Origin of the sequence: Marinobacter goseongensis (assembly GCF_023156235.1) — a bacterium.
GTDB classification, from domain to species: Bacteria; Pseudomonadota; Gammaproteobacteria; order Pseudomonadales; family Oleiphilaceae; genus Marinobacter; species Marinobacter goseongensis.
Genome location: NZ_JAKZAI010000003.1, coordinates 201,038 through 222,132, shown reverse-complemented (window position 1 = coordinate 222,132; position 21,095 = coordinate 201,038). Strand labels below are relative to the sequence as shown.

General features: G+C 61.8%; 23 protein-coding genes. 13 read left to right on the top strand and 10 right to left on the bottom strand.

The features are described from left to right. Position 1 precedes the first annotated feature (1 nt). The 3 genes from MLC70_RS02930 (at position 2) to MLC70_RS02920 (ending at position 2,071) form a co-directional block, all read left to right on the top strand. Positions 2–736 carry an alpha/beta fold hydrolase gene (locus MLC70_RS02930; RefSeq protein ID WP_248181567.1) on the top strand — a complete coding sequence of 245 codons (735 nt, stop codon included), beginning with the start codon at positions 2–4 and terminating at the stop codon, positions 734–736. A gap of 88 nt (positions 737–824) precedes the next feature. Beyond that, complete coding sequence (locus MLC70_RS02925) at positions 825–1,442, top strand: glutathione S-transferase family protein (RefSeq protein ID WP_248181566.1); 618 nt, start codon at positions 825–827, stop codon at positions 1,440–1,442. Between the two features lie 2 nt (positions 1,443–1,444). Further along, a complete protein-coding gene (locus MLC70_RS02920; RefSeq protein WP_248181565.1) occupies positions 1,445–2,071 on the top strand; it encodes a DUF4202 domain-containing protein in 627 nt (208 codons plus the stop codon). Between the two features lie 53 nt (positions 2,072–2,124). Here MLC70_RS02920 and trpC read toward each other — a convergent pair whose 3' ends face one another. From trpC to rpe, 6 genes are all read right to left on the bottom strand, one after another. After that, positions 2,125–2,946, bottom strand: coding sequence for an indole-3-glycerol phosphate synthase TrpC (gene trpC, locus MLC70_RS02915; protein ID WP_248181564.1), 822 nt, complete (start codon positions 2,944–2,946; stop codon positions 2,125–2,127). 79 nt (positions 2,947–3,025) lie between these two features. Beyond that, the gene (gene trpD / locus MLC70_RS02910; RefSeq protein ID WP_248181563.1) at positions 3,026–4,054 is read right to left on the bottom strand and encodes an anthranilate phosphoribosyltransferase; all 1,029 of its coding nucleotides are present in this window, start codon (positions 4,052–4,054) and stop codon (positions 3,026–3,028) included. 11 nt (positions 4,055–4,065) lie between these two features. After that, positions 4,066–4,647 (bottom strand): aminodeoxychorismate/anthranilate synthase component II, encoded by a 582-nt coding sequence (locus MLC70_RS02905; protein WP_248181562.1) that lies wholly within the window; start codon positions 4,645–4,647, stop codon positions 4,066–4,068. A gap of 16 nt (positions 4,648–4,663) precedes the next feature. Next, the gene (trpE, locus tag MLC70_RS02900; protein WP_248181561.1) at positions 4,664–6,151 is read right to left on the bottom strand and encodes an anthranilate synthase component I; all 1,488 of its coding nucleotides are present in this window, start codon (positions 6,149–6,151) and stop codon (positions 4,664–4,666) included. A 233-nt stretch (positions 6,152–6,384) separates the two neighbouring features. Then, complete coding sequence (locus MLC70_RS02895; protein WP_248181560.1) at positions 6,385–7,074, bottom strand: phosphoglycolate phosphatase; 690 nt, start codon at positions 7,072–7,074, stop codon at positions 6,385–6,387. Next, the gene (gene rpe, locus MLC70_RS02890; protein WP_248181559.1) at positions 7,071–7,757 is read right to left on the bottom strand and encodes a ribulose-phosphate 3-epimerase; all 687 of its coding nucleotides are present in this window, start codon (positions 7,755–7,757) and stop codon (positions 7,071–7,073) included. The genes MLC70_RS02895 and rpe overlap by 4 nt, the downstream gene beginning before the upstream one ends. Before the next feature lie 166 nt (positions 7,758–7,923). Here rpe and MLC70_RS02885 point away from each other — a divergent pair, with 166 nt between their 5' ends. Continuing rightward, on the top strand, positions 7,924–8,862 hold the full coding sequence (locus MLC70_RS02885; RefSeq protein WP_248181558.1) for a DUF3530 family protein: 939 nt from the start codon (positions 7,924–7,926) through the stop codon (positions 8,860–8,862). A gap of 17 nt (positions 8,863–8,879) precedes the next feature. Here the strand turns inward: MLC70_RS02885 and MLC70_RS02880 are convergent, their stop codons facing one another. Genes MLC70_RS02880 through MLC70_RS02870 form a run of 3 tightly spaced genes read right to left on the bottom strand, consistent with a single transcriptional unit; the run spans position 8,880 to position 11,342 of the window. Next, on the bottom strand, positions 8,880–9,632 hold the full coding sequence (locus tag MLC70_RS02880) for a DnaJ domain-containing protein (protein WP_248181557.1): 753 nt from the start codon (positions 9,630–9,632) through the stop codon (positions 8,880–8,882). 4 nt (positions 9,633–9,636) lie between these two features. Then, a complete protein-coding gene (gene murU, locus MLC70_RS02875) occupies positions 9,637–10,317 on the bottom strand; it encodes an N-acetylmuramate alpha-1-phosphate uridylyltransferase MurU (protein WP_248181556.1) in 681 nt (226 codons plus the stop codon). Then, the gene (locus tag MLC70_RS02870) at positions 10,314–11,342 is read right to left on the bottom strand and encodes an aminoglycoside phosphotransferase family protein (protein ID WP_248181555.1); all 1,029 of its coding nucleotides are present in this window, start codon (positions 11,340–11,342) and stop codon (positions 10,314–10,316) included. Before MLC70_RS02870 ends, murU begins: the two co-directional genes overlap by 4 nt. Positions 11,343–11,771: 429 nt before the next feature. Here MLC70_RS02870 and MLC70_RS02865 point away from each other — a divergent pair, with 429 nt between their 5' ends. The 9 genes from MLC70_RS02865 to slmA all read left to right on the top strand — a co-directional run bounded on the left by MLC70_RS02865 (position 11,772) and on the right by slmA (position 20,233). Beyond that, entirely contained in the window at positions 11,772–14,054 is a 2,283-nt protein-coding gene (locus MLC70_RS02865) for an LPS-assembly protein LptD (protein ID WP_248181720.1), read from the top strand. Positions 14,055–14,106: 52 nt separating this feature from the next. Continuing rightward, positions 14,107–15,441 carry a peptidylprolyl isomerase gene (locus MLC70_RS02860; protein WP_248181719.1) on the top strand — a complete coding sequence of 445 codons (1,335 nt, stop codon included), beginning with the start codon at positions 14,107–14,109 and terminating at the stop codon, positions 15,439–15,441. Next, entirely contained in the window at positions 15,438–16,433 is a 996-nt protein-coding gene (pdxA, locus tag MLC70_RS02855; RefSeq protein ID WP_248181554.1) for a 4-hydroxythreonine-4-phosphate dehydrogenase PdxA, read from the top strand. Before MLC70_RS02860 ends, pdxA begins: the two co-directional genes overlap by 4 nt. Continuing rightward, positions 16,430–17,260, top strand: coding sequence for a 16S rRNA (adenine(1518)-N(6)/adenine(1519)-N(6))-dimethyltransferase RsmA (gene rsmA / locus MLC70_RS02850; protein ID WP_248181553.1), 831 nt, complete (start codon positions 16,430–16,432; stop codon positions 17,258–17,260). Before pdxA ends, rsmA begins: the two co-directional genes overlap by 4 nt. After that, on the top strand, positions 17,253–18,053 hold the full coding sequence (locus tag MLC70_RS02845; protein ID WP_248181552.1) for a symmetrical bis(5'-nucleosyl)-tetraphosphatase: 801 nt from the start codon (positions 17,253–17,255) through the stop codon (positions 18,051–18,053). Before rsmA ends, MLC70_RS02845 begins: the two co-directional genes overlap by 8 nt. 10 nt (positions 18,054–18,063) lie before the next feature. After that, a complete protein-coding gene (locus MLC70_RS02840) occupies positions 18,064–18,447 on the top strand; it encodes a DUF423 domain-containing protein (protein ID WP_248181718.1) in 384 nt (127 codons plus the stop codon). 19 nt (positions 18,448–18,466) lie between these two features. Beyond that, positions 18,467–18,667 (top strand): sulfur carrier protein ThiS, encoded by a 201-nt coding sequence (gene thiS, locus MLC70_RS02835; RefSeq protein WP_248181551.1) that lies wholly within the window; start codon positions 18,467–18,469, stop codon positions 18,665–18,667. Between the two features lie 69 nt (positions 18,668–18,736). Next, positions 18,737–19,546, top strand: coding sequence for a thiazole synthase (locus tag MLC70_RS02830; protein WP_248181550.1), 810 nt, complete (start codon positions 18,737–18,739; stop codon positions 19,544–19,546). Positions 19,547–19,645: 99 nt separating this feature from the next. Further along, positions 19,646–20,233 (top strand): nucleoid occlusion factor SlmA, encoded by a 588-nt coding sequence (gene slmA / locus MLC70_RS02825; RefSeq protein WP_248181549.1) that lies wholly within the window; start codon positions 19,646–19,648, stop codon positions 20,231–20,233. Between the two features lie 3 nt (positions 20,234–20,236). On the opposite strand, the gene MLC70_RS02820 is transcribed toward slmA, so the two are convergent. After that, the gene (locus tag MLC70_RS02820; RefSeq protein WP_248181548.1) at positions 20,237–21,061 is read right to left on the bottom strand and encodes an inositol monophosphatase family protein; all 825 of its coding nucleotides are present in this window, start codon (positions 21,059–21,061) and stop codon (positions 20,237–20,239) included. Between the last annotated feature and the right edge of the window lie 34 nt (positions 21,062–21,095).

Here is a 21,095-nt window from a genome sequence, read left to right as displayed (position 1 = left end):
CATGCACTGGATTCTTCTGCGCGGTCTGACGCGGGAACAGGCACATTGGGGTGCGTTCCGGGAGCGACTCGAGCGAGCGTTCCCTGAGCATCACTTTCATGCCGTGGACCTGCCGGGTACTGGTGTGCACTTCCGTGATCCGAGCCCGGGCAACATTGCGGCCATCCGGGAGAGGGTGCAACACCAGGTCAGTCATATCCCCAAACCCTATGGTTTGCTGGCACTCTCCATGGGCGGGATGATCGCACTCGACTGGGCCCAGCACGTTTCGGAAGGTGAAATCCAGGCGCTGGTGCTGATCAACACCAGCAGTGGCTTCAGCCCGCCCTGGCACCGCATGCGCCCCGGCACCTGGCCACGGATTCTGAAAATGCTGGCGCGGCGGGAGCTGTTCGATCGCGAGGCGGACATCCTCAGATTGACCTGCAACCGGGAGCCGGAACTGGTCACCATGAAACACTGGTACAGCATTCAGCGCCAGCGTCCCGTTTCTGTCGGCACCGCATGGCAGCAGTTGCGTGCTGCAGCATCTTTCACCCCCAACCAACGCCGCCCATTACCCGACGCCCTGCTGCTCGCCAGCAAGGCCGACCGGATTGTTCACTGGCGGTGCAGCGAGGCTCTCGAACAGCGCTGGCAGTGGACCCTGAAATTGCACCCCACCGCGGGCCACGATCTGCCGCTGGATGACCCCGAGTGGATCGTTACACAGTTGCAGCAATGGCTCCCACGTTGATAGCGGTTGCTTGACGCAACCGGTCTTTCACGTCAGTCTCTTGGGAATTTTTCGACGTGATCACCCGCAGCAACGGAGCCCTAAAACAATGAAAATCTTCGAAACCAAAACCGCCCCGAATCCCCGCCGGGTCCGCATGTTCATGGCCGAGAAAGGGCTGCTGGATAAAGCCGAGTTTGTGGAAATCGATATTCAGAAGGGGGAAAACCTGACGCCGGAATTCGTCGCCAGAAACCCGATGAAAAAAGTGCCGGTGATGGAGCTCGACGACGGCACGTGCGTGGCAGAAACCATGGCCATCTGCCGCTATTTTGAGGAAAGCTATCCTGCGGCGCCAAAACTGCTGGGGGAGACCGCACTGGAAAAGACACTCATCGAGCAATGGCTGCGCTGGATCGAACTGTATTTCTTCATGCCGACGGGGATGTGTTTCCAGCACACCAGTGGTTATTTCAAGGATCGCATGAACCCGATCAAGGAATGGGGTGAGGAGTGCGGTGTGGGTGTCGAGAAGTTCATGCACTTTCTTGACCAGCACCTCGCCGATAAAGAGTACGTCTGTACCGACCGGTTTACCGCGGCTGATATCAACGCCTTCACTACCGTGGCGTTTGCGCGGGTGGTGAACATTCGGATCAAACCCGAGCACACCCATCTCCAGGCCTGGTTTGATCGCATCAAGGCCCGGCCCTCGGCGCAGGTATGACCATGAGCCACGACATCCACGCATCCGCCGCGCTGGCCTGTGCCCTGGAGGCCATCGACAAAGCCAATCTTGCCGACCCGAACCAGGAACAGCTGGGCGATGAGCGGCTGCCCAAGGAATACGCCTACAGTCAGCACATGACCCGCTGGCTGTTCGCGCTGGAGGCGGCGCCGTCTGAGCGCATGCAGATCGCCTGCCGCGCCCAGCACATCGAGCGCTGGACCCTGCCCCGCAAGGATTTCCCGGAGGGGCGCAAAGCCTATTACGAGTGGCGCCAGGCCTGTGGCCGCATGCACGGCCGGCGGGCAGCGGAGATCATGGCCGCCTGCGGTTATCCGCAGGCGGAGTGTGATCGGGTGGAAACCATTCTGACCAAGCGGGAACTGCGCAGGGACGCTGATACCCAATTGCTGGAAGACGTCGCCTGCATGGTGTTCCTCGAGCGCTACTTTGCCGATTTCTATGAGGAAAAAGCAGACTACGACCGCGAAAAATGGCTGCGCATCGTGCGCCGCACCTGGGGCAAGATGTCGCCGCGGGGGCATGAGGCAGCGCTGGCGCTGGCGGGCAATCTGCCGGCGCACCTGCTGGCCCTGTTGCAGGAGGCGCTGGCCGGCGAGGGGGAGTGACTCTTAGTGCGACACGGGCCGGATCTATCTGCCGGCCTGTAGGGTTTTTAGAGTCAGCCCTGCGGGAAGCACAGCTCTTGCAGTTTCTGGCCGGGGTGCTCTGCCCGCATGAACGACTCGCCCACCAGGAAGCCGAAAATGCCCCGATCGGTCATGGCCTCCACGTCGCTTCGGGTCATGATGCCGCTCTCGGTAATCGTCAGGCGGTCCGCCGCAATCCGCTGGTGCAGATCGAAGGTGGTGTCCAGCGATACATCGAAGGTGTGCAGGTTACGGTTGTTGATGCCCACCAGCGGGGTCTTCAGCGTAAGCGCATCGTCCAGTTCCTCGCCATCGTGGACCTCTACCAACACGTCCAGGCCGATCTCGTGGGCAATGCCCTCTAGTTCCTGCATCTGGTTCCGCGTCAGGCAGGCGGCGATCAGCAGGATGCAGTCGGCACCGAGGGCCCGACTTTCGTAGACCTGATAGGGCGCCACCATGAAGTCCTTGCGGATCACGGGCAGGCTGCAGGCGTTGCGGGCCGCAACGAGGTAATCTTCGTGGCCCTGGAAAAAGTCCCTGTCAGTGAGCACTGACAGGCAGGCTGCGCCGCCTTGTTCGTAGCTTTCGGCAATCACTGCCGGCTCAAACGGATCCCGCAGGATGCCTTTGCTGGGCGAAGCTTTCTTGATTTCGGCGATGACCGCCGGCGTTTTCGCCTCAATACGCGTGCGCAAGGCGTCAGCGAAACCCCTGGCTGGCGGCTGATCTCCAGCCATGGCTTTCTGGTCTGAGACTGAAACCTGAGGCTTCCGCTCGTCGATCTCTTCCCACTTCCGGCCAACGATTTTCCGCAGAATGGTGGGGGTTTTATCCAGGTGTCTGTCGCTCATTTTCGGCCTAATGAAATCGGTGGTTTGGGCCGGTGGCAAGGCCCTTCAAGCTTTGGTATTGCCGTCGGTTAAGAGAAACTCAAAAGCATTGGGAAAAGTCAGCAAGTTCAGACATTTTGCCCGCTGCGAGGCCCGAGCCCATGGCATCCAGTGCCATTTCAACTCCAGCGGCCGGGGTTTTTGCCAGGCCCGCAACGTAAATGGCAGCGCCTGCATTCAGCGCAATTAAATCCCGTGCTTTTTCGGCCATTTCATCATGACCCCGCCCGAAGGCCGCTTTGATCAGCCTCAAGGAATCCGCGGCGGTATCCACAGTGAGTCCGACCAGTGACTGGCTCTTGATGCCGACGTCTTCCGGCGTAAGGTCGTATTCAGTCACTTCGCCGTTCTTCAGTTCCGCCACATGAGTTGCGCTGGCCAGGCTGATTTCGTCCAGGCCGTCTTTCGCGCACACCACCATGATGTGTTCCGCGCCGAGGCGATGCAGTACTTCCGCCATCGGCCGGCACAGTTCGGCGTTGAAGACGCCAACCAGCTGGCGCTTCACACCCGCCGGGTTGGTCATGGGGCCGAGAATGTTGAAAATCGTGCGACAGCCCAGTTCCTTGCGGGGGCCGATGGCGTGTTTCATGGCGCTGTGGTGAGCCGGTGCAAACATGAAGCCGACACCGATCTGTTCCACGCAGCGGGCCACCTCTTCCGGGGTCATCTGCAGGTTAATACCGAGGTTCTCCAGCAGATCGGCGCTGCCGCTTTTCGAAGAGACTGCGCGGTTGCCGTGTTTCGCCACAAAACCTCCAGCCGCGGCCACTACAAACGATGCAGCTGTAGACACGTTAAACAGATTAGCGCCGTCGCCGCCGGTACCGACGATGTCCACCAGCGGCTCGGCATTCACGGTGACCCCGGTGGCCAGCTCGCGCATGACCTCGGTGGCACCGGTGATTTCATCGATGGTTTCGCTCTTCAGGCGTAATCCCATGAGAAACGCGCCGATCTGGGCGTCAGTGGCCTCGCCGTTCATGACGATGCGCATCACGTCCTTCATTTCCTCCCGGGTCAGATCCAGGTTGGAGGCAATGCGGTTGAGAGCTTCTTTCATGTCCATGTGTCGGCCTCTTATTGTGTTCTCAGAAAGTTGCGCAGCAGCTCGTGGCCCTGTTCCGTCATAATAGACTCCGGATGGAACTGCACACCCTCGATTGCCAGGGTTTTGTGGCGCACGCCCATGATTTCCTCGATAGAGCCGTCATCGTTGCGGGTCCAGGCCGTCACTTCCAGGCACTCGGGCAGGGTGGCCTTGTCGATCACCAGGCTGTGGTAACGGGTGGCCTGCAGCGGGTTGCTGAGGCCGCGGAACACGCCGCTGTCCTCGTGGAACACCGGCGATACCTTGCCATGCATCACCCGCCCGGCGCGGATGATGTCGCCGCCGTAAACCTGACCGATGGCCTGGTGGCCGAGACAGATGCCCAGAATCGGCAGTTTGCCGGCGAAGTGGCGGATGGCGTCCATGGAAATGCCGGCCTCATTGGGCGTACAGGGGCCGGGGGAAATCACCAGCCGTTCCGGCTTCAGGGCTTCGATCTCCGCAACGGTGATTTCATCGTTGCGGTAAACCTGCACATCCGCCCCCAGCTCTGCCAGATACTGCACCACGTTATAGGTGAAGGAATCGTAGTTATCGATCATCAGCAACATAATCTTATCCTCCGCCTCAGTGGTCGAAATCGTTGTAGGTCATGGCCACCGCACGGAAAATCGCACGGCCCTTGTTCATGGTTTCCTTCCACTCGAGGCGGGGCACGGAGTCGGCCACCACGCCGGCACCGGCCTGGATGTGCAGGGTGTTGTCCTTGATCACCGCGGTGCGGATGGCGATGGCGGTGTCCATGTTGCCGTTGAAGGACAGGTAGCCCACGGCCCCGCCGTAAACCCCCCGCTTGACCGGTTCCAGCTCGTCGATGATTTCCATGGCGCGAATCTTGGGCGCGCCGCTCAGAGTGCCGGCGGGCAGGGTAGCGCGCAGCACGTCCAGGCAGCTGGTGTTGTCTTTCAGCCGGCCCGTGACGTTGGAAACAATGTGCATCACGTGGGAGTAGCGCTCCACGATCATCTTGTCGGTCAGCTTGACGGTGCCGGTTTCCGATACCCGGCCGGCGTCGTTGCGGCCCAGGTCGATCAGCATCAGGTGCTCGGCAATCTCTTTCGGGTCAGCCAGCAGTTCCGCTTCCAGTGCCTTGTCCTCGGCATCGGTGGCGCCGCGCTTGCGAGTGCCGGCGATGGGTCGCACGGTGACTTCCTCGTCTTCCACCCGCGCCAGGATTTCCGGAGACGAGCCAACGATGTGGAAGTCTTCCAGGTTCAGGAAGTACATGTACGGTGAGGGGTTCAGCACTCGCAGCGAGCGGTACAGGTTCAGTGGCGGTGCCTCGAACGGGATCGACATGCGCTGTGAGATGACGGTCTGCATCACGTCACCGTCGAGCACGTAGCCCTTGATCTTGTCCACCGCAGCTTCGAACTTGTCCTGGCTGAAGCCGGAAATGAAGTCGCTCTCGTCTACGGTTGTGCCGCGCAGGTGGTCCGGCGTGCGGGGGGCGTCGGCGGTTTGCCGGTGCAGGCGATTCTCGAGTTCATCAATGCGGGCCTGGGCCTGCTCAAAGGCGCCCTCCACGGCGGGATCCGCATGCACAATCAGATGCAGCTTGCCCCGCAGGTTGTCGAACACCACGATCTCGTTGGACACCATCAACAGAATGTCCGGAGTGCCGATGCGGTCCGGCGGGCAGCTCTTGCGCAGGCGCTTCTCGATGTAGCGTACGGTGTCGTAACCGAAGTAACCCACCAGGCCGCCGTTGAAGCGGGGCAACTCGTCCAGATCGGGGGCGTGAAAGCGATTCTGGTAGGCTTCCACAAAGGCCAGCGGGTCGTCCACTTCCTCGGCCTCTACCACCTCACCGCCGCGGCTGATCTCCACGTGGTGATCAAACACTTTCAGCACTTCGTGGCTGGGCAGGCCGATGATGGAATAACGGCCCCATTTTTCTCCACCCTGCACGGATTCGAACAGATAGGAGTAGGGCCCACTGGCCAGCTTGAGATAGGTGCTCAAGGGTGTGTCCAGGTCGGCCAGCACTTCGCGGTACACGGGGATGCGGTTAAAGCCGGCGCTGGCGAGCTCGGAGAATTGCTCGGGTGTCATGGTACGGTTTCCTGAAATCTGATCTGCGTTGTGGACGAAAGCCGTGGGCTCTCATCAGGTGCTGCGGTCTCGACAGACGCGGGTCCGTCAGCCGCCGGGCATTCTCAGCCGGCGCGCCATCGCCACCATCGTGTTGCGCGGGTCGTCAGGATGCCTCGCGCTGCCATCAGATTCAGTCCCTGCACGGCAGGAATCCCCCGTAAAGAAAGGCTCAATGTCAGTTCCTTGTGAGATTACAAAAGCTCGGCCAGCGAATCAACAACCGCGTCGGCGCCGAGGGTATCCACGGCGGGGCCGTAGTTGTAGCCGTAACGAACCGCCACGCAGGGTATGCCGGCGGCCAGGGCCGCGTTTATGTCGGCCGCCGAATCGCCCACCATCACCGTGGTGCCGCGGGTTCCGCCCAGCGATTCCATGGCATGAAGCAGGGGCGTCGGGTCCGGCTTCTTTACCGGCAGGGTGTCACCGCCGACACACAACTCGAACCAGTGCGCCAGCCCCAGCTGTTCCAGCAGCGGCGCCACGAACTGTGCCGGCTTGTTGGTCACAATACCCAGCCGGCAACCCTGATTCTTCAGATGCGTAAGGCAGGCCTCGACACCGGCGTAGACCACCGAGTGCTGTCCGTTAAGTGAGCCGTAGGCGTGATAGAAGATCGCCAGGGCGTCCTTGAACAGGGCGTCGTCTTTCGGTCGCGCCGGTTCCCAGTCCACCTGCCCGGCCAGCGCCCGGCGCACCAGAACACTGGCGCCATTGCCGACCCACTGCCTTACCCGGTCAATCCCGGCCGGGGAGCGGCCCAGGTGCTCCAGCATCTGGTCGATCGCTGCCGCCAGATCCGGTGCGCTGTCCACCAGGGTGCCATCAAGATCGAACAAGGCAACGCCGGGCCAGCGCGCACTGAACAGGCCCGCCAGACTCATTGGCTGATGACCTTGCGGGCCTGTTCCAGCTCGTCGCGCATGGCGTCGATGGTGGCCTTGTAATCGTCGGTGTTGAAGATGGCGGAGCCGGCCACGAAGGTGTCGGCGCCGGCTTCGGCGATCTCGCGAATGTTGTCGGTTTTGACGCCGCCGTCGATTTCCAGGCGGATGTTGTAGTTGCTGGCGTCAATGCGCTTGCGCGCTTCCCGCAGCTTATCGAGGGTGCCGGGAATGAATTTCTGGCCGCCGAAGCCCGGGTTCACCGACATCAGCAGCACCATGTCGAGCTTGTCCATGACATGGTCCATGTAATGCAGTGGCGTGGCCGGATTGAATACCAGGCCGGCCTGGCAACCACCTTCACGAATCAGTTGCAGCGAGCGGTCGATGTGATTGGACGCTTCCGGGTGAAAGGTGATGTAGCTGGCACCGGCGTCGATGAACATGCGGATCAGGTCGTCCACCGGTGAGACCATCAGGTGCACGTCGATGGGCGCGGTGACGCCGTGCTTGCGCAGCGCTTCACACACCATGGGCCCAATGGTGAGGTTGGGCACGTAGTGGTTGTCCATGACATCAAAATGTACAACATCGGCGCCGGCAGCCAGCACGTTATCGACTTCCTCGCCCAGGCGGGCAAAGTCGGCGGACAGGATGGATGGTGCGATCAGGTACGGGTTCATGACGGCTCTCTCTGGTGAACTCTGTAATGCGTGCTCTGGTGCATTCTCGGATACAGTGTCAGATACGTTGAAGATGGTGTGCCGGGCGGCGTGGGCTGCGCAAATCCGGTAGGCTGCAAGTCTAACAGTTTGGCGATGGTTTTTCGCATTGAAAGAGTAAGAGCCTGTGAGCAATTGGTGTAGTAATTGGTGTAGCAAGAGGTTAGGGATTCTGGTGTGGATGATGGTGGCCTGGGGCGTTGCAGGCGCTGTGCTGGCGCAGGACGAGAACGCCGGGGAAGCGCCGCCGCCTGAGCGGCAGCGCGTCATGATCTCGTCCGGTCTGGGCTCGGCGGTGATTGCCGCCCAGCGTCCGGATGATGCGGTCTGGCTGGATCTGGAGGGCGATGATACAGCGCTGGGGCTGTTCGAGCCCGAGCAGCGTCTGCCGGTCGAGGGCGCTCTGTTGATGCTGGCGGATGAAGGGCATTCGGCGGCCTCTGAGCTGCTCGCAGGGCTGGGCAAGCGGCTCTCCTCACGCGGCTGGGCTGTTATGACGCTGGGTCTGGAGGCACCGCCCTACGAACTTCAGCAGGCCTGGAACGAGGCCAACGCTGACCCGGCCGAGGCGTCGGCCGTGCAGGATGCCGGTGAAGATGCGGAGTCCGTGATGATCGATGTGATGGATGAAGGCGAGCGGGAGGATCTGGAGAGCGATTACTGGAAGCGGGTGCAGGCAATGCTGGCGGCGGCGTCTGCGAACCTGAGGAAACGTGGCTACGATCGCGTGGTGCTGGTCAGTGTCGGTGCCGCGGCGATCCATCTGGCGCGCTATGCCCGCGAAGGCAATGCTGGCGAGCAGGTGTGGGTGACGCCGCGGTTCTATCCCCGCGATGAGCCAGGGCTGATCGAACTGCTGGCCGGGGCGGACGCCCTCGCGCTGCTGCATCTTTACAGTGCCCATGAGGACGCCGCACGGACAACTGCCCGCGCGTGGGCGGTCCAGTTGAAGAAGGCCGGGATGAGTGACTATCGGGCACAGCCGGTTGCGGTCCCGTCACCGGCCGGGGCCCGCGACGCGGATGCCCTGGCCGGACGCATCCGGTCATGGCTAACCTCAGAGTAAGCTTGCCCGGGGCGGCCTCAGTTGTGGTGGCGCTTGATCAGTTCCCACGCCTGCTGGTAACGCAGCAGACGGTCCTTGGCGCGGGCACGCTCCGCGGCGTTGAGGGTTTGCTGCGCCAGCTTGTCCGGATGGGATTCCGACACTTTTTTGCGGTAAGCCCGCTTGATTGCATCAAAGGACTCGCGCCGGGTTACCCCGAGCAGCTGGCAGGCCTGCTCGTAACTGCTGGGTGGCGGCCGACTTTCCGGCTGAGTGATCCACACCTTGGAGGCATAGCTTTCCAGTATGTCGTCACTGACACGGATCGGCAGTCCGATCTGGTCAATGGCGTCCTCGCAGCGATAGCGCCGGGGCTTTGCGGGCCGACCCTGGAGCTGGGCGGCATGGCACAGGCAGATGGCGACTCGCAGGGCCGGTGACGGCCACAGGTAGTGGGTCAGCTTCAGGCCCAGGGCCTTCAGGGTCGGCATGTTCTCCGCATTCTTGCCCTTCTGGAACCAGTGGATGGCCTTGCGGCGCTGGCGCATCGACAGTTTGAGGGTTTTCATCATGGCTTCGGCAAACCCGATGTCGGCCTCGGTCACCCGGCCTTCCGATTTGGCAATGTAACCCAGGAAGAAGAACAGGCTGCGGCGGCACCAGTGGGGTAGGCTGGTGCGCAGAATCAGTTCGTTGGCCTGGTGGCCGCAGGCGCTCAGTTCCTGCAGCAGGTCCGAAAATTCAGCCTCGATGCGGGCCGGCAATGTGGTGTCGCGGGTGTTGGTTGCCATCGGTTCAGCCCCGGCCTCCGCGCAACCACTGGTCCAGTTGCTGCAACCTTTCCGGTGTGCCTATGTCCATCCAGTGTCCGCGGTGTGCGATGCCTCTGACCCGGTGGCGGGCCATGGCTGCCCGCAGGATAGGGGCCAGTTTACCGTGGCCGGGCGCGTGGCCTTCGAACAGCCGGCGGTGCAGCAGGCTGATGCCACTGAAGGTCAGTTTGTTCGGGCCTTCGGCGGCGACCAGGCCGTCGTCGCCGAGGTGGAAGTCGCCCGCTGGGTTGTGATCGGGGTTGCTGGTCAGCACCAGCAGCGCGTCGGACGCCTCCGGCGGTGCCAGTTCGGCCAGATCGAGATCGCACCAGATGTCACCGTTGATGACCAGAAACCAGTCGTCCTGAGCGTCCGTTAACAGGGGCAGGGCCTTGAGAATGCCGCCGGCGGTCTCCAGTGGCGTGCCTTCCCGGGAATATTCGATGTGCAGGCCATAGTCCGTGCCATCCCCGAGGGCTCGTTCGATCTGCTCGCCGAGCCAGGCATGATTGATGACCACATGAGTCACGCCGGCCTGCCGCAAGCGCTCCAGGTGGTGGACAATCAGGGGCTTGCCACCGGCCTCCAGCAAGGGTTTCGGCGTGGTGAGTGTGAGCGGGCGCATGCGCTCACCTTTGCCGGCGGCCAGAATCATCGCTTTCAAGGGGCGTCGCCCCGGGTTGCCGGCCCGATCAGCCGCTCGATTTCCGGCATCACCGTGTCTGACAACCATTCGTGCAGGTGCCGCAGCGCACCCTGCCGGCCACTGGCCTCAATCAGGTAGCGCACCGTGCGTGGTATGTCCGCCAGATAGCCGTCTTTACCGTCGCGCAGGGACAGTCGTGCAAAGATTCCCGCGGCTTTCAGGTGGCGCTGCATCCCCATCAGTTCAAACCATTGGCGGAACGTGTCGGGGTCGGCGTTGTGCAGGCCGGCTTCGGCGCTGAGCTGCCGGTAATGCTCGACCCACCGGCTGACGTCGGCGTCTGGCCAGCGGACATAACAGTCCTTCAGCAGCGAGACCAGGTCGTAGGTCACCGGGCCACGCACTGCATCCTGGAAATCGATCACGCCGGGACGCTCTGTGGTGTCGCGGACCAGCAGGTTGCGGGAATGGTAATCCCGATGCACGGTGACTTCCGGTTGTGCCAGGGCGCTCTCGCGCAGATACGCGAACGCGGTGCCCAGCATGGCCTGCTCGCCGTTGGACAGCGTCAGCCCCAGTTTTTTGGTCAACAGCCAGTCCGGAAACAGAGCCATTTCCCGGTCCAGCAAGGCGGTGTCGTAGGGCGGTAACGGGTGGTCCGGTGTGTCATTGACCTGTTGGATGCGCAACAGCTCCGTCAGAGCGCCGCGGTAGAGCGTCTCTGCGGACCGGGGCGACAGTTCGCCCAGCATCAGGCGATCACCGAAATCCTCGAGCAGCAAAAAACCTTGCGTCAGCTCATCGCCTATCACCTCCGGCACGGCCACGCCCTGGCGGTACCAGTGTCGGGCGATGGCGACGAAGGGACGGCAGTCCTCATGGGCGGGCGGGGCGTCCATCACGATAAAGGGCGTGTGCTCCGCGTTTGTGACCCGGAAATAACGTCGGAAGCTGGCGTCACCGGAGACCGCTGCGGGTTCGGCCTGTTCAAGACCGGGAAACTGTCGGACCCACTGGGTCAGTGTCTGCAGGCGGGTATCCATGGAACGGCTGGCTATCCTGAGCGAATGAATGTTGCGTGTGGGCTGATAGTGCAGAAAGTTAGCAGATCCCCATGGAGAGGGTAAATCGGTTTCGCAGCAAAGTGGGGTTTCCGGCAAAAAGGTGCAGCGTTTCTTTCCATAAGGTGTCGGGTTTCCGTTAACAAGGTACCGAGTTTCCGTTAACAAGGTAGAAGGTGCCGTGTAAACTAGGCCGCTGTTCAATTCTCTGAACCCGAAAGTCATTGCCACAGGAACCCGATCACCGTGCCAGCGCTAGTAAGGAACCTGCAGTCACCGGCTAACCGGTTGTGGTGCCCACGGAGACGGTCCCGGGTGCCCGGGTGGCGGACGGGTGTCGTGCTCACTCTGTCTTTGTCATGGTGGCCCGCGTCTGTTGTGGTCGCGCAAGACGCGCCCACCGCCGCCGAGATGGACTGGCGGCCACGCTCGGAATTGCCGGAGTCGGTACGCAACACCTTGCCGGCGTTCTGCGACGGTGGTTATCTGCCATCGGAGATGTCCATGCCGGTGGTGGATGGAGGCAGCCGTGGTGGCCTGTTCGGTGGCACGCCGGACGCGGATCAGCCTCTGGAAGCCAGCGGCCTGAGCGCCCGCTATGAGCTGGATTCGGAACTTTTCCTGCAGGGTGACGTGCGGATGCGCCAGGGCCGGTTCACCGTAACCGGTTCCGAGGCGCGCTACGATCAGGTGGGCGGCAGGGTGGCGGTTGACGGGCCACTGGTCAGTCGGGGCGAGGCCTTTCTGTTGACCGGTGAGCAGGCGGATTACGACGTGAACAGCGGGCGATTCGACATCAACACCGCCACCTTCCTGCTTCATGATGCGGAAATGCGTGGCTCTGCCGGCCGGCTGTCGCGGATTGCCGAGGATCAGGTGCTGATCAGTGAGGGGGCACTTACCACCTGTGCGCCGGGTCAGAACGACTGGTCCATCGTGGCGTCGGACATTCATCTGGATCAGGGCGAGGGCTTTGGCACCGCCAGGCACGTCCGATTGCAGGTCAAGGACGTACCGGTGTTCTACTGGCCCTACGCCAGCTTTCCCATTGACGATCGCCGCAAGACCGGGTTTCTCTATCCCTCTTTCGGCACCTCCAATGCCGGCAGTGGCGCGTTTCTCTCGCTGCCGTATTATCTGAATCTGGCGCCCCACTACGACGCCACTCTGACGCCCCAGTACATTCACGGTCGCGGATTGTTTAACGAGGCGGAAGGCCGCTATCTGAGCCGTTGGGGCGAGTCGGTATTGCAGCTCGGTTACATCAGTAACGACCTGGAGTACCAGAACGAATTCCCCGGGGAAGACGGTGAGCGCTGGGCGCTGGACTTCACCACCCGTGCCGGGTTCGGTGGTGGCTGGTCGGCCTACGGTGATTATTCGGTGGTCAGCGATGACGATTACCTCAGTGATCTGAACCAGACGCTGGAAATCGATCGGGCCACCCATTTGCAGCGTCGCGGCGGCACCCGTTATCAGGATTCGTCCCAGTACTTCGAGGCCTATCTGAACGGCTACCAGACCATCACCGACCGCATCGCGGAACGTAATCGTCCCTACGCCCAGTTACCGGAGGTCATCTATGGCATGACCACCGATCTGGGGCCGGTGGAGGCCAATCTGGAAAGCCAGTACACCTATTTCTATCGTGATAATGCCGAGCTGACCGGACTTGACCGTGCCAACGGTCAGCGCTTGCGGGCTATCCCGGAAGTGGCGCTGCCGATGGGCGCGCTGTGGGGCTTTGCCCGCCCGTCGGTCAGCCTGGATTACACCCGCTACGAACTTGAGGACTATGACCTGGGCAGCGCCGGGTTTGATCGCTCGGTGCCGGTGTTCGAGTGGGATTCCGGATTGTATTTCGACCGTCAGGCAACGCTGTTCAACATCCCCTATAACCAGACACTGGAACCGCGACTCTACTACGCCTGGGCCGATGCCGACGCTGACCAGGAAGACATTCCGGATTTCGATTCAGCGCTGCGGTCGTTCAGCTTTGATCAGCTGTTCCGCCGTAACCGCTTCACCGGTGGTGACCGGGTCGGCGATGCCAATCAGCTGACGGTGGCCCTGACGAGCCGGTTCAACGATCTGCTCACCGGTGCCGAGCGCGCGCGCTTCAGCATTGGCCAGGTCCACTACTACGATGACCGCGAGGTAACCCTGATGGGGGTGGGCGCCGACGATCGCAGCGACTCGCCGCTGGCCGGTGAAGTGCTGTTGCGACCTCTGGAAAATCTTGAAATCCGCAGTTCCGGGCTGTGGGACCCGGACACCCAGCAAACCGAGGAAGGCCGCAGTCAGCTGATCTTCCACTCCGAGAATTACCGCTACCTGGCCACGCTCGGCCACACCTATAGCCGTAATGAACTGGAACAGTCGGATATCGGGGCAGTTTTTCCTGTCACAGACCGTGTTAGTCTGATCGGACGCTGGGTATGGGATTCACAGCTGGATCGTACCGTCGGCTCCCTGGCCGGCATCGAATACAATAACTGTTGCTGGAGCGTTCAGGTGGTTCATCAGAACGCCCTGACCGACGATCAGGAACTCGAAAGCCGTGTGCTGTTCCAGATCCAGCTCAAGGGGCTGGGTGGCAGTGGCGGCTCTTCGGACCGGATTTCCGAAGCCATATACGGATTTGATGAGCGGGAACGCCGCCGTTTTGGTGGCGCGACGAGCGGCTATGACTGAGCCGGTGCTGCCGGTGTTCCGCAGAACGAATGTTGATCTATCAGAGGTGACTATGAAGGCGAACCTTCGCCAGTGTGCAAGAACATTCCTGGTCCTGATGGCCGCGATGATGGCCTCGATGGTGCAGGCCGAACGCCAGCCGCTGGACCGGGTGGTGGCCATTGTGGATGACGACGTTATTCTGCAGACCGAGCTGGAGAACCGGATTGGCAGCATTGTGGGCCGGCTTCAGTCCCAGGGCACCGGTCTGCCGCCCCGGGAGATTCTGGAAGAGCGCGTGCTAGAGCAGCTGATTACCGAGTCGATCCAGCTGCAGATGGCCGATCGCGCAGGCATGCGCATCAGCGACAACGAGCTGAATGAGACCATGGCAGGCATTGCCCGGCGAAACAATCTGAGCCTCGAGCAATTCGAGAAAGAGTTGGTGGCCGAGGGCGTCAGTTACCGCGAGGCTCGCGAGCAGATCCGTAACGAGATGCTGGCCAGCCGGGTGCAGCAGCGTCAGGTCGGAAACCGCGTGCGGGTCACTGACCGCGAAGTTGAGAATTACCTGCAGGCGTTGGCGTCCCGGGAACCGAGCAATGAGGAATATCGGTTGTCCTACATCTACGTCGAAGTGGCCAACCCCAGTGACGACGCCTCGGTTGCCGCTGCCCGGGAAAAAGCCGAGCGCCTGCGCGCCGAGATTGCGGCGGGCCGGGATTTCCGCGAGGTGGCGGTTGCCGAGTCCGATGCCGCCAATGCCCTTGAAGGGGGCGATATGGGATGGCGCAGTCGCAGTCAGCTGCCGTCGTTGCTGGAATCGGTGGTGCCGGACCTGGAGCCCGGTGTGCCGTCCGAGGTCTTGGGCAACAACAGTGGCTTTCACCTGGTGATGGTACAGGACCGTCGCGGCGGCGACGGTGAACAGGTCATTGAGCAATCCCGGGTTCGCCACATCCTCATCCGCGCAACTGAAACCGTGTCGGATGCCGACGCGGAAGCCACCATTCGTGATCTGACTGCAGAAATTCGTGACGGCGGTAATTTTGCCGCTCTTGCAAAGGAATACTCGGACGATCCGGTCTCTGGCTCCGATGGTGGCAACCTCGGCTGGGTCAGCCCGGGCCAGATGGTGCCGGAATTCGAGCAGGCCATGCAGGAAGCCCGTGTGGGCGAGCTGAAAGGTCCCTTCCGCTCCCAGTTCGGCTGGCACATTCTGGAAGTGCGGGAGCGCCGCCAGAAAGACATCAGCGGCGAGGTCCGGGAATCCGAGGCGCGCCAGGCCATCTATCGCCGCAAGTTCGACACCGAGCTGCAGAACTGGTTGCGTGAGATCCGCGCCGAGGCCTTTGTGGAATTCAAGGGTGAATACGCGGACAACAACGAGGACGCCGGAACATCATGACCGATACGGTCACCCTGGCTCTGACGGCCGGTGAGCCGGCGGGCATCGGCCCCGAACTGTGCCTGCAGCTGGCGCTGGAGGCGCGAACAACCGGCATTGTGGTGGTAGCCAGTCAGGCCCTGTTGGCAGCCCGCGCCCGGCAGCTGGGCATGGATGTGATGTTCATGCCGTGGCAGCCCGGAGAGCAGGCAGTCACGGCGCCCGGGCAGCTGTCGGTTTACAACGTGGACGGTGTGGTGAACACCGTTGCCGGGCAACTCGATGCCGGTAACAGCCCGTATGTGCTCGACACCCTGCGCATTGCCGCACAGGGCTGCCTCGACGGGCTTTTTGACGGCATGGTCACCGCCCCGGTGCACAAGGGCGTGATCAACGACGCCGGCATTGCCTTCAGCGGCCACACCGAATTTCTTCAGGCGTTGTGTGGTGTCGAGCGTGTGGTGATGATGCTGGCCACCGAGGAACTGCGGGTGGCGCTGGTGACCACTCACCTTCCGCTGAAGGACGTGTCCGCCGCCATCACGCCCCAGCGGCTGATGCAGGTCGCCCGCATTCTCAACCAGGATCTGCAGACCTACTTCGGACTCGCGAATCCGCGCATTCTGGTGGCGGGCCTCAACCCTCACGCGGGTGAAGGCGGGCATCTGGGTCGGGAAGAGCTGGAGGTGATCGAGCCGGCACTGGACGTTCTCCGGAGCGAGGGCATCACCCTGACCGGCCCACTGCCAGCAGACACCCTGTTTACACCTCACTGGCTGGACAACGCCGATGCTGTGCTTGCCATGTACCACGATCAGGGCCTGCCGGTGCTGAAATTCCAGGGTTTCGGTCGCGCCGTGAACGTTACCCTCGGGTTGCCGATTGTGCGTACTTCGGTGGACCATGGTACGGCCCTGGATCTCGCCGGCACCGGTAAGGCGGACGCTGGCAGCCTGCATACCGCCATTCGGGTGGGTGAGCAGATGGCCCGACACAAGAGAGAGTCAGAGTGAGCAACAAACCCGGCCACCAGGCCAGAAAACGCTTCGGTCAGAATTTCCTCCAGGACCCCGGCGTGATCGAGCGCATTGTGCGTGCGATCCATCCGAAAGCCGACGACACCATCGTCGAAATTGGTCCGGGCCTTGGCGCCATCACCGAAGAAATTCTCGCGGTCAACCCGGCCCTGCAGGTGGTGGAACTGGACCGTGACCTCATTCCGGTGCTGCGCACCAAATTCTTCAACTACCCGGAATTCCGCATCCACGAGGCGGACGCGCTGAAGTTTGATTTCCGCCAACTGGTGTCGGACAAACCGCTGCGCATTATCGGTAACTTGCCCTACAACATTTCCACGCCCCTGATTTTCCACCTGCTGAGCCAGGCCGGGGTGGTGCAGGACATGCATTTCATGTTGCAGAAAGAAGTGGTGCAGCGCATGGGCGCGGTGCCGGGTGACAACAACTACGGTCGCCTGGGTATCATGACCCAGTACTTCTGCAAGGTTCAGCCGTTGTTCGAGGTGGGTCCGGGCGCGTTCCGGCCGGCACCGAAAGTGGATTCCGCCATTGTCCGGCTGGTGCCCCACCAGACCCTGCCGCACCCGGCAAAGGACCTCGAGACCTTGCAGGCGGTGGTACGCACAGCGTTCAACGCCCGCCGCAAAACCCTGCGCAAGGCCCTGGCCGGGCTGGTCACCGTGGAACAGTTGCAGCACCTGGGTATCAATGACGGTCTGCGTCCGGAGAACCTGTCACTGGCGGATTACGTGGCAATCGCCGACAGCCTGGTGGATCGCAAGTCCGGCAGCGCTGCGGCCAGCGGAGATGACCATGGCTGAGTACGCCATCGGCGATATTCAGGGCTGCTACGACCGCCTGCGGGAGGTACTCGCCAGAGTGGATTTCTCGCCCTCCCGGGATCGACTCTGGGTGGCGGGCGATCTGATCAACCGTGGGCCATCGTCCCTGGAAACGCTGCGCTATATCGAGAGCCTTGGCAGTTCGGCCGAGGTGGTGCTCGGCAACCACGACCTGCACCTGCTGGCAGTCGCGCTGGGCGGACACCAGACCCGCCGGAAGGATACCCTCGAGGGTATACTCGACGCCCCCGATCATGACCGGCTGGTGGCCTGGCTGCGTCAGCAGAAGCTCTGTGTCTATGACCCCGGTCGTCGCCTGCTGATGGCCCATGCCGGGCTGCCTCACGTGTGGAGCGTCGAGCAGGCACTGGCCAATGCCGGCGAGGTGGAGGCGGTCATTGCCGATGACCGGGCACAGGAATACTTTACACACATGTACGGCAACCAGCCGGAGCGTTGGGCGCCTGGGCTCACCGGTATGGAGCGCTGGCGGGTGATCACCAATTACTTTACCCGCATGCGTTTTATCGCCGAGGATGGCCGCCTGGAACTGACCACCAAGGAGTCGGCCGACAGCGCACCCGCCGGCTTTGCCCCCTGGTTTGAATACCCTCGCAGCGATGACGTTCGTGTGATCTTCGGGCACTGGGCGTCATTGGAGGGCAACACCGGCAGTGACCGTTTTATCGGGCTGGATACCGGCTGTGTCTGGGGTGGGGCGTTGACAATGATGAATCTCGACAGCGGAGAAAAGATCCACTGTGACTGTTAATAACGTAGAGGTGTTGCGCGCTCCGTTGGTGCTCGGCGCCTTTTTTGCAATGCTGGCGGTGATGGCGGGCGCCTTCGGTGCCCACGGCTTGCGGTCAGTGGTAAGCGCGCGGGCCCTTGAAGTTTTCCAGACCGCCGTCACCTATCAGGTATATCATGCCATCGGCCTGATTCTGATTGCCCTGCTGGCCGGGTTCGGTTTACACCGCCGGTTGCTGAAGCTGGCCGCCGGTTTTTTCCTCGCCGGTATCCTGATGTTCAGTGGTAGCCTTTACCTGCTGGTGCTGACCGAGCTGCGCTGGATCGGACCGATCACTCCGATCGGCGGTGTCTGCTTCATGGTGGGCTGGGCCCTGGTTCTGGCGGCTGGCCTGAAGTGCCCGCGCGCTGATTAGACAACGCACAGAGGTAAACATGCAGGTGCAAGTAAATGGCGATGGTGTGGAGCTGCCCGCTCAGGCAACCCTCGCCGATCTGATAGAACATATGGCGCTGACAGGCAAACGACTGGCGGTAGAGGTCAACGAAGACATTGTGCCCCGCAGCCAGCATCCGGACTTCCGCCTGAACGACGGCGACCGGGTTGAAGTGGTCCATGCCATCGGTGGCGGCTGACGCCGCCCCGAGTCGGTCCGCCCGGCCGACACCACCCTATTCATCACTCCATTCAGTCTCAGGAAGGTTATGAGCGAACAAGCGACAATCCAGCTCCCGGAAGACAAGCCACTTGAACTCGCAGGCCGTGTGTATCAGTCACGCCTGCTGGTGGGTACCGGCAAATATCGTGACCTGATGGAAACCGGCCACGCCATCGAGGCCAGCGGCGCGGAAATTGTCACCGTAGCGGTGCGGCGCACCAACCTCGGTCAGAACCCGGACGAGCCCAACCTGCTCGATGTGATCTCCCCGGACACCTACACCATTCTGCCCAACACCGCCGGCTGCTACACCGCCAAAGACGCCGTGCGCACCTGCAAGCTGGCCCGTGAGCTGCTGGACGGCCACGATCTGGTGAAACTGGAGGTTCTTGGCGAGGAGAAAACCCTTTACCCGAACATGACCGAAACGCTGGTGGCCGCCGAAGAACTCATCAAAGACGGTTTCAAGGTGATGGTGTATTGCTCCGACGACCCGCTGCTGGCCAAGCGCCTGGAAGACATGGGCTGTATCGCCATCATGCCACTGGGTGCGCCTATCGGCTCCGGTCTGGGCATCCAGAACCGCTACAACATTCGGCTGATTGTGGAAAACGCCAGGGTGCCGGTGCTGGTAGATGCCGGGGTGGGCACCGCATCGGACGCCACCCTCGCTATGGAACTGGGGTGTGACGGCGTACTGATGAACACCGCCATCGCCCAGGCCCGGGATCCCATCAAGATGGCCCATGCCATGCGGTTGGGGGTGGAAGCCGGTCGCGAGGCCTATCTCGCCGGCCGTATGCCGAAGAAGCTGTACGCCAGCGCCTCGTCGCCCATTGATGGCACTTTTTTCTGATTTAGTGAACAATCCGGTACACAGCTGAAAAACCTGAGAGCGCCGGCGTTAAAGACCGGCCCCGATAATAACTCCGATACAGAGCGCTGAAGTCCTGTCATGACCGATCCGAAACCCAGTCGTCGGGAGGCCATCCTGCACGCGTTGGTGGAGCTGCTGGAAGCCGATCCCGGCGCTCGCATCACCACCGCCGGGTTGGCCAAATCCGTAGGCGTTACCGAGGCGGCGCTGTACCGCCATTTCCCCAGTAAACGCAAAATGTTCGAGGCGCTGATCGACTTCGCGGACGACGCGGTGTTCAGTCGATGTCAGGTCATTCTGCAGGATCAGGGAGACGCCCGCGTGCGGCTGCAGCAGCTGGTCAATCTGGTGCTGGTGTTCGCCGAGCGCAATCCGGGCCTCTGTTGCGTGCTTACCGGCGACGCCCTGATGGGCGAAAACGAGGCGTTGCGCAAGCGTGCGTCCCAGTTCTTCGAACGCCTGGAAACCCAGATCCGTCAGATCCTCAAGGAAGGCGAAATCCGCCAGGGCCTGCGGCCCCGCACCAGCGCCAATCGCGGCGCGGATTTCGTGCTGGTCTACCTGGAAGGGCGGATTCAGCGCTTTGTGCGCTCGTCGTTTTCCCGCAAGCCGACCACTGATTTTGAAGAAAATTGGGGGTTGGTTTCCGAGGGCGTCTGGGGCTGAGCTTCAGTCATACCCCGAAGCAGAGCGAAGAATCCTGCGCACTGGCTCCCATACCGCCGGAGCGGAAATCAGAATGTCCCGACCGTACAGGTCGGCCGGATAGCCGTCGGGCACATCACCGAAGTGACCGGCGGTGGCGCCAGCTTCCAGGGCGATAAGCCGGGCGGCGGCAAAATCCCAGGGGCTGACGTTTTCGTAGTAGATGTCCAGCCGGCCGCAGGCCACCCAGCAAATATCGAGGGCGGCGGAGCCGATGCGGCGCAGATCACGGCACTGGTGGATCATGGCGTCCAGACGCCGGATCAGCGGTTCCAGGCTGTCTTTGGTGTAGGGGAAACCGGTGGCGAAGAGCGAATCCCGAGGCACTGTGGCGTCGCTGTGCTGGATAGGCTCGCCGTTGAGGGTGGCGCCGTCACCTTTGGTGGCGCGGAAGGTTTCGCCAGTAAATGGCGCGTGCACCACGCCCACCTGGACGCAGCCTTTCTCGGCGTAGGCGATCGACACCGCCACCTGCGGGTGGCCATAGGCATAGTTTACCGTGCCGTCGATGGGGTCGATGATCCACAAGGGGGTGTCCAGCTCCTCTGCCTGACTCAGGTCCGGCGCGGTTTCTTCGGATAGGATACGGTGGTCAGGGAAACGTTTGCGAATAGCGGCGGTGATGAATTCGTCGGCCATCACATCAGCATGGGTAACCAGCTCGGTCTGCTGTTTGTAGTCGGTACGCAGAGTGTTGTGGTCACGTTCGTGACAAATCAGCTTACCGGCTTCTCGTGCAAGTTGTTCGGTGAAATCCGTGATGTCCCGTAACGATAAAGAGTCTGACATGGCGCCCCCTTGGCTGGCTCTGGAGAAGAGAGAG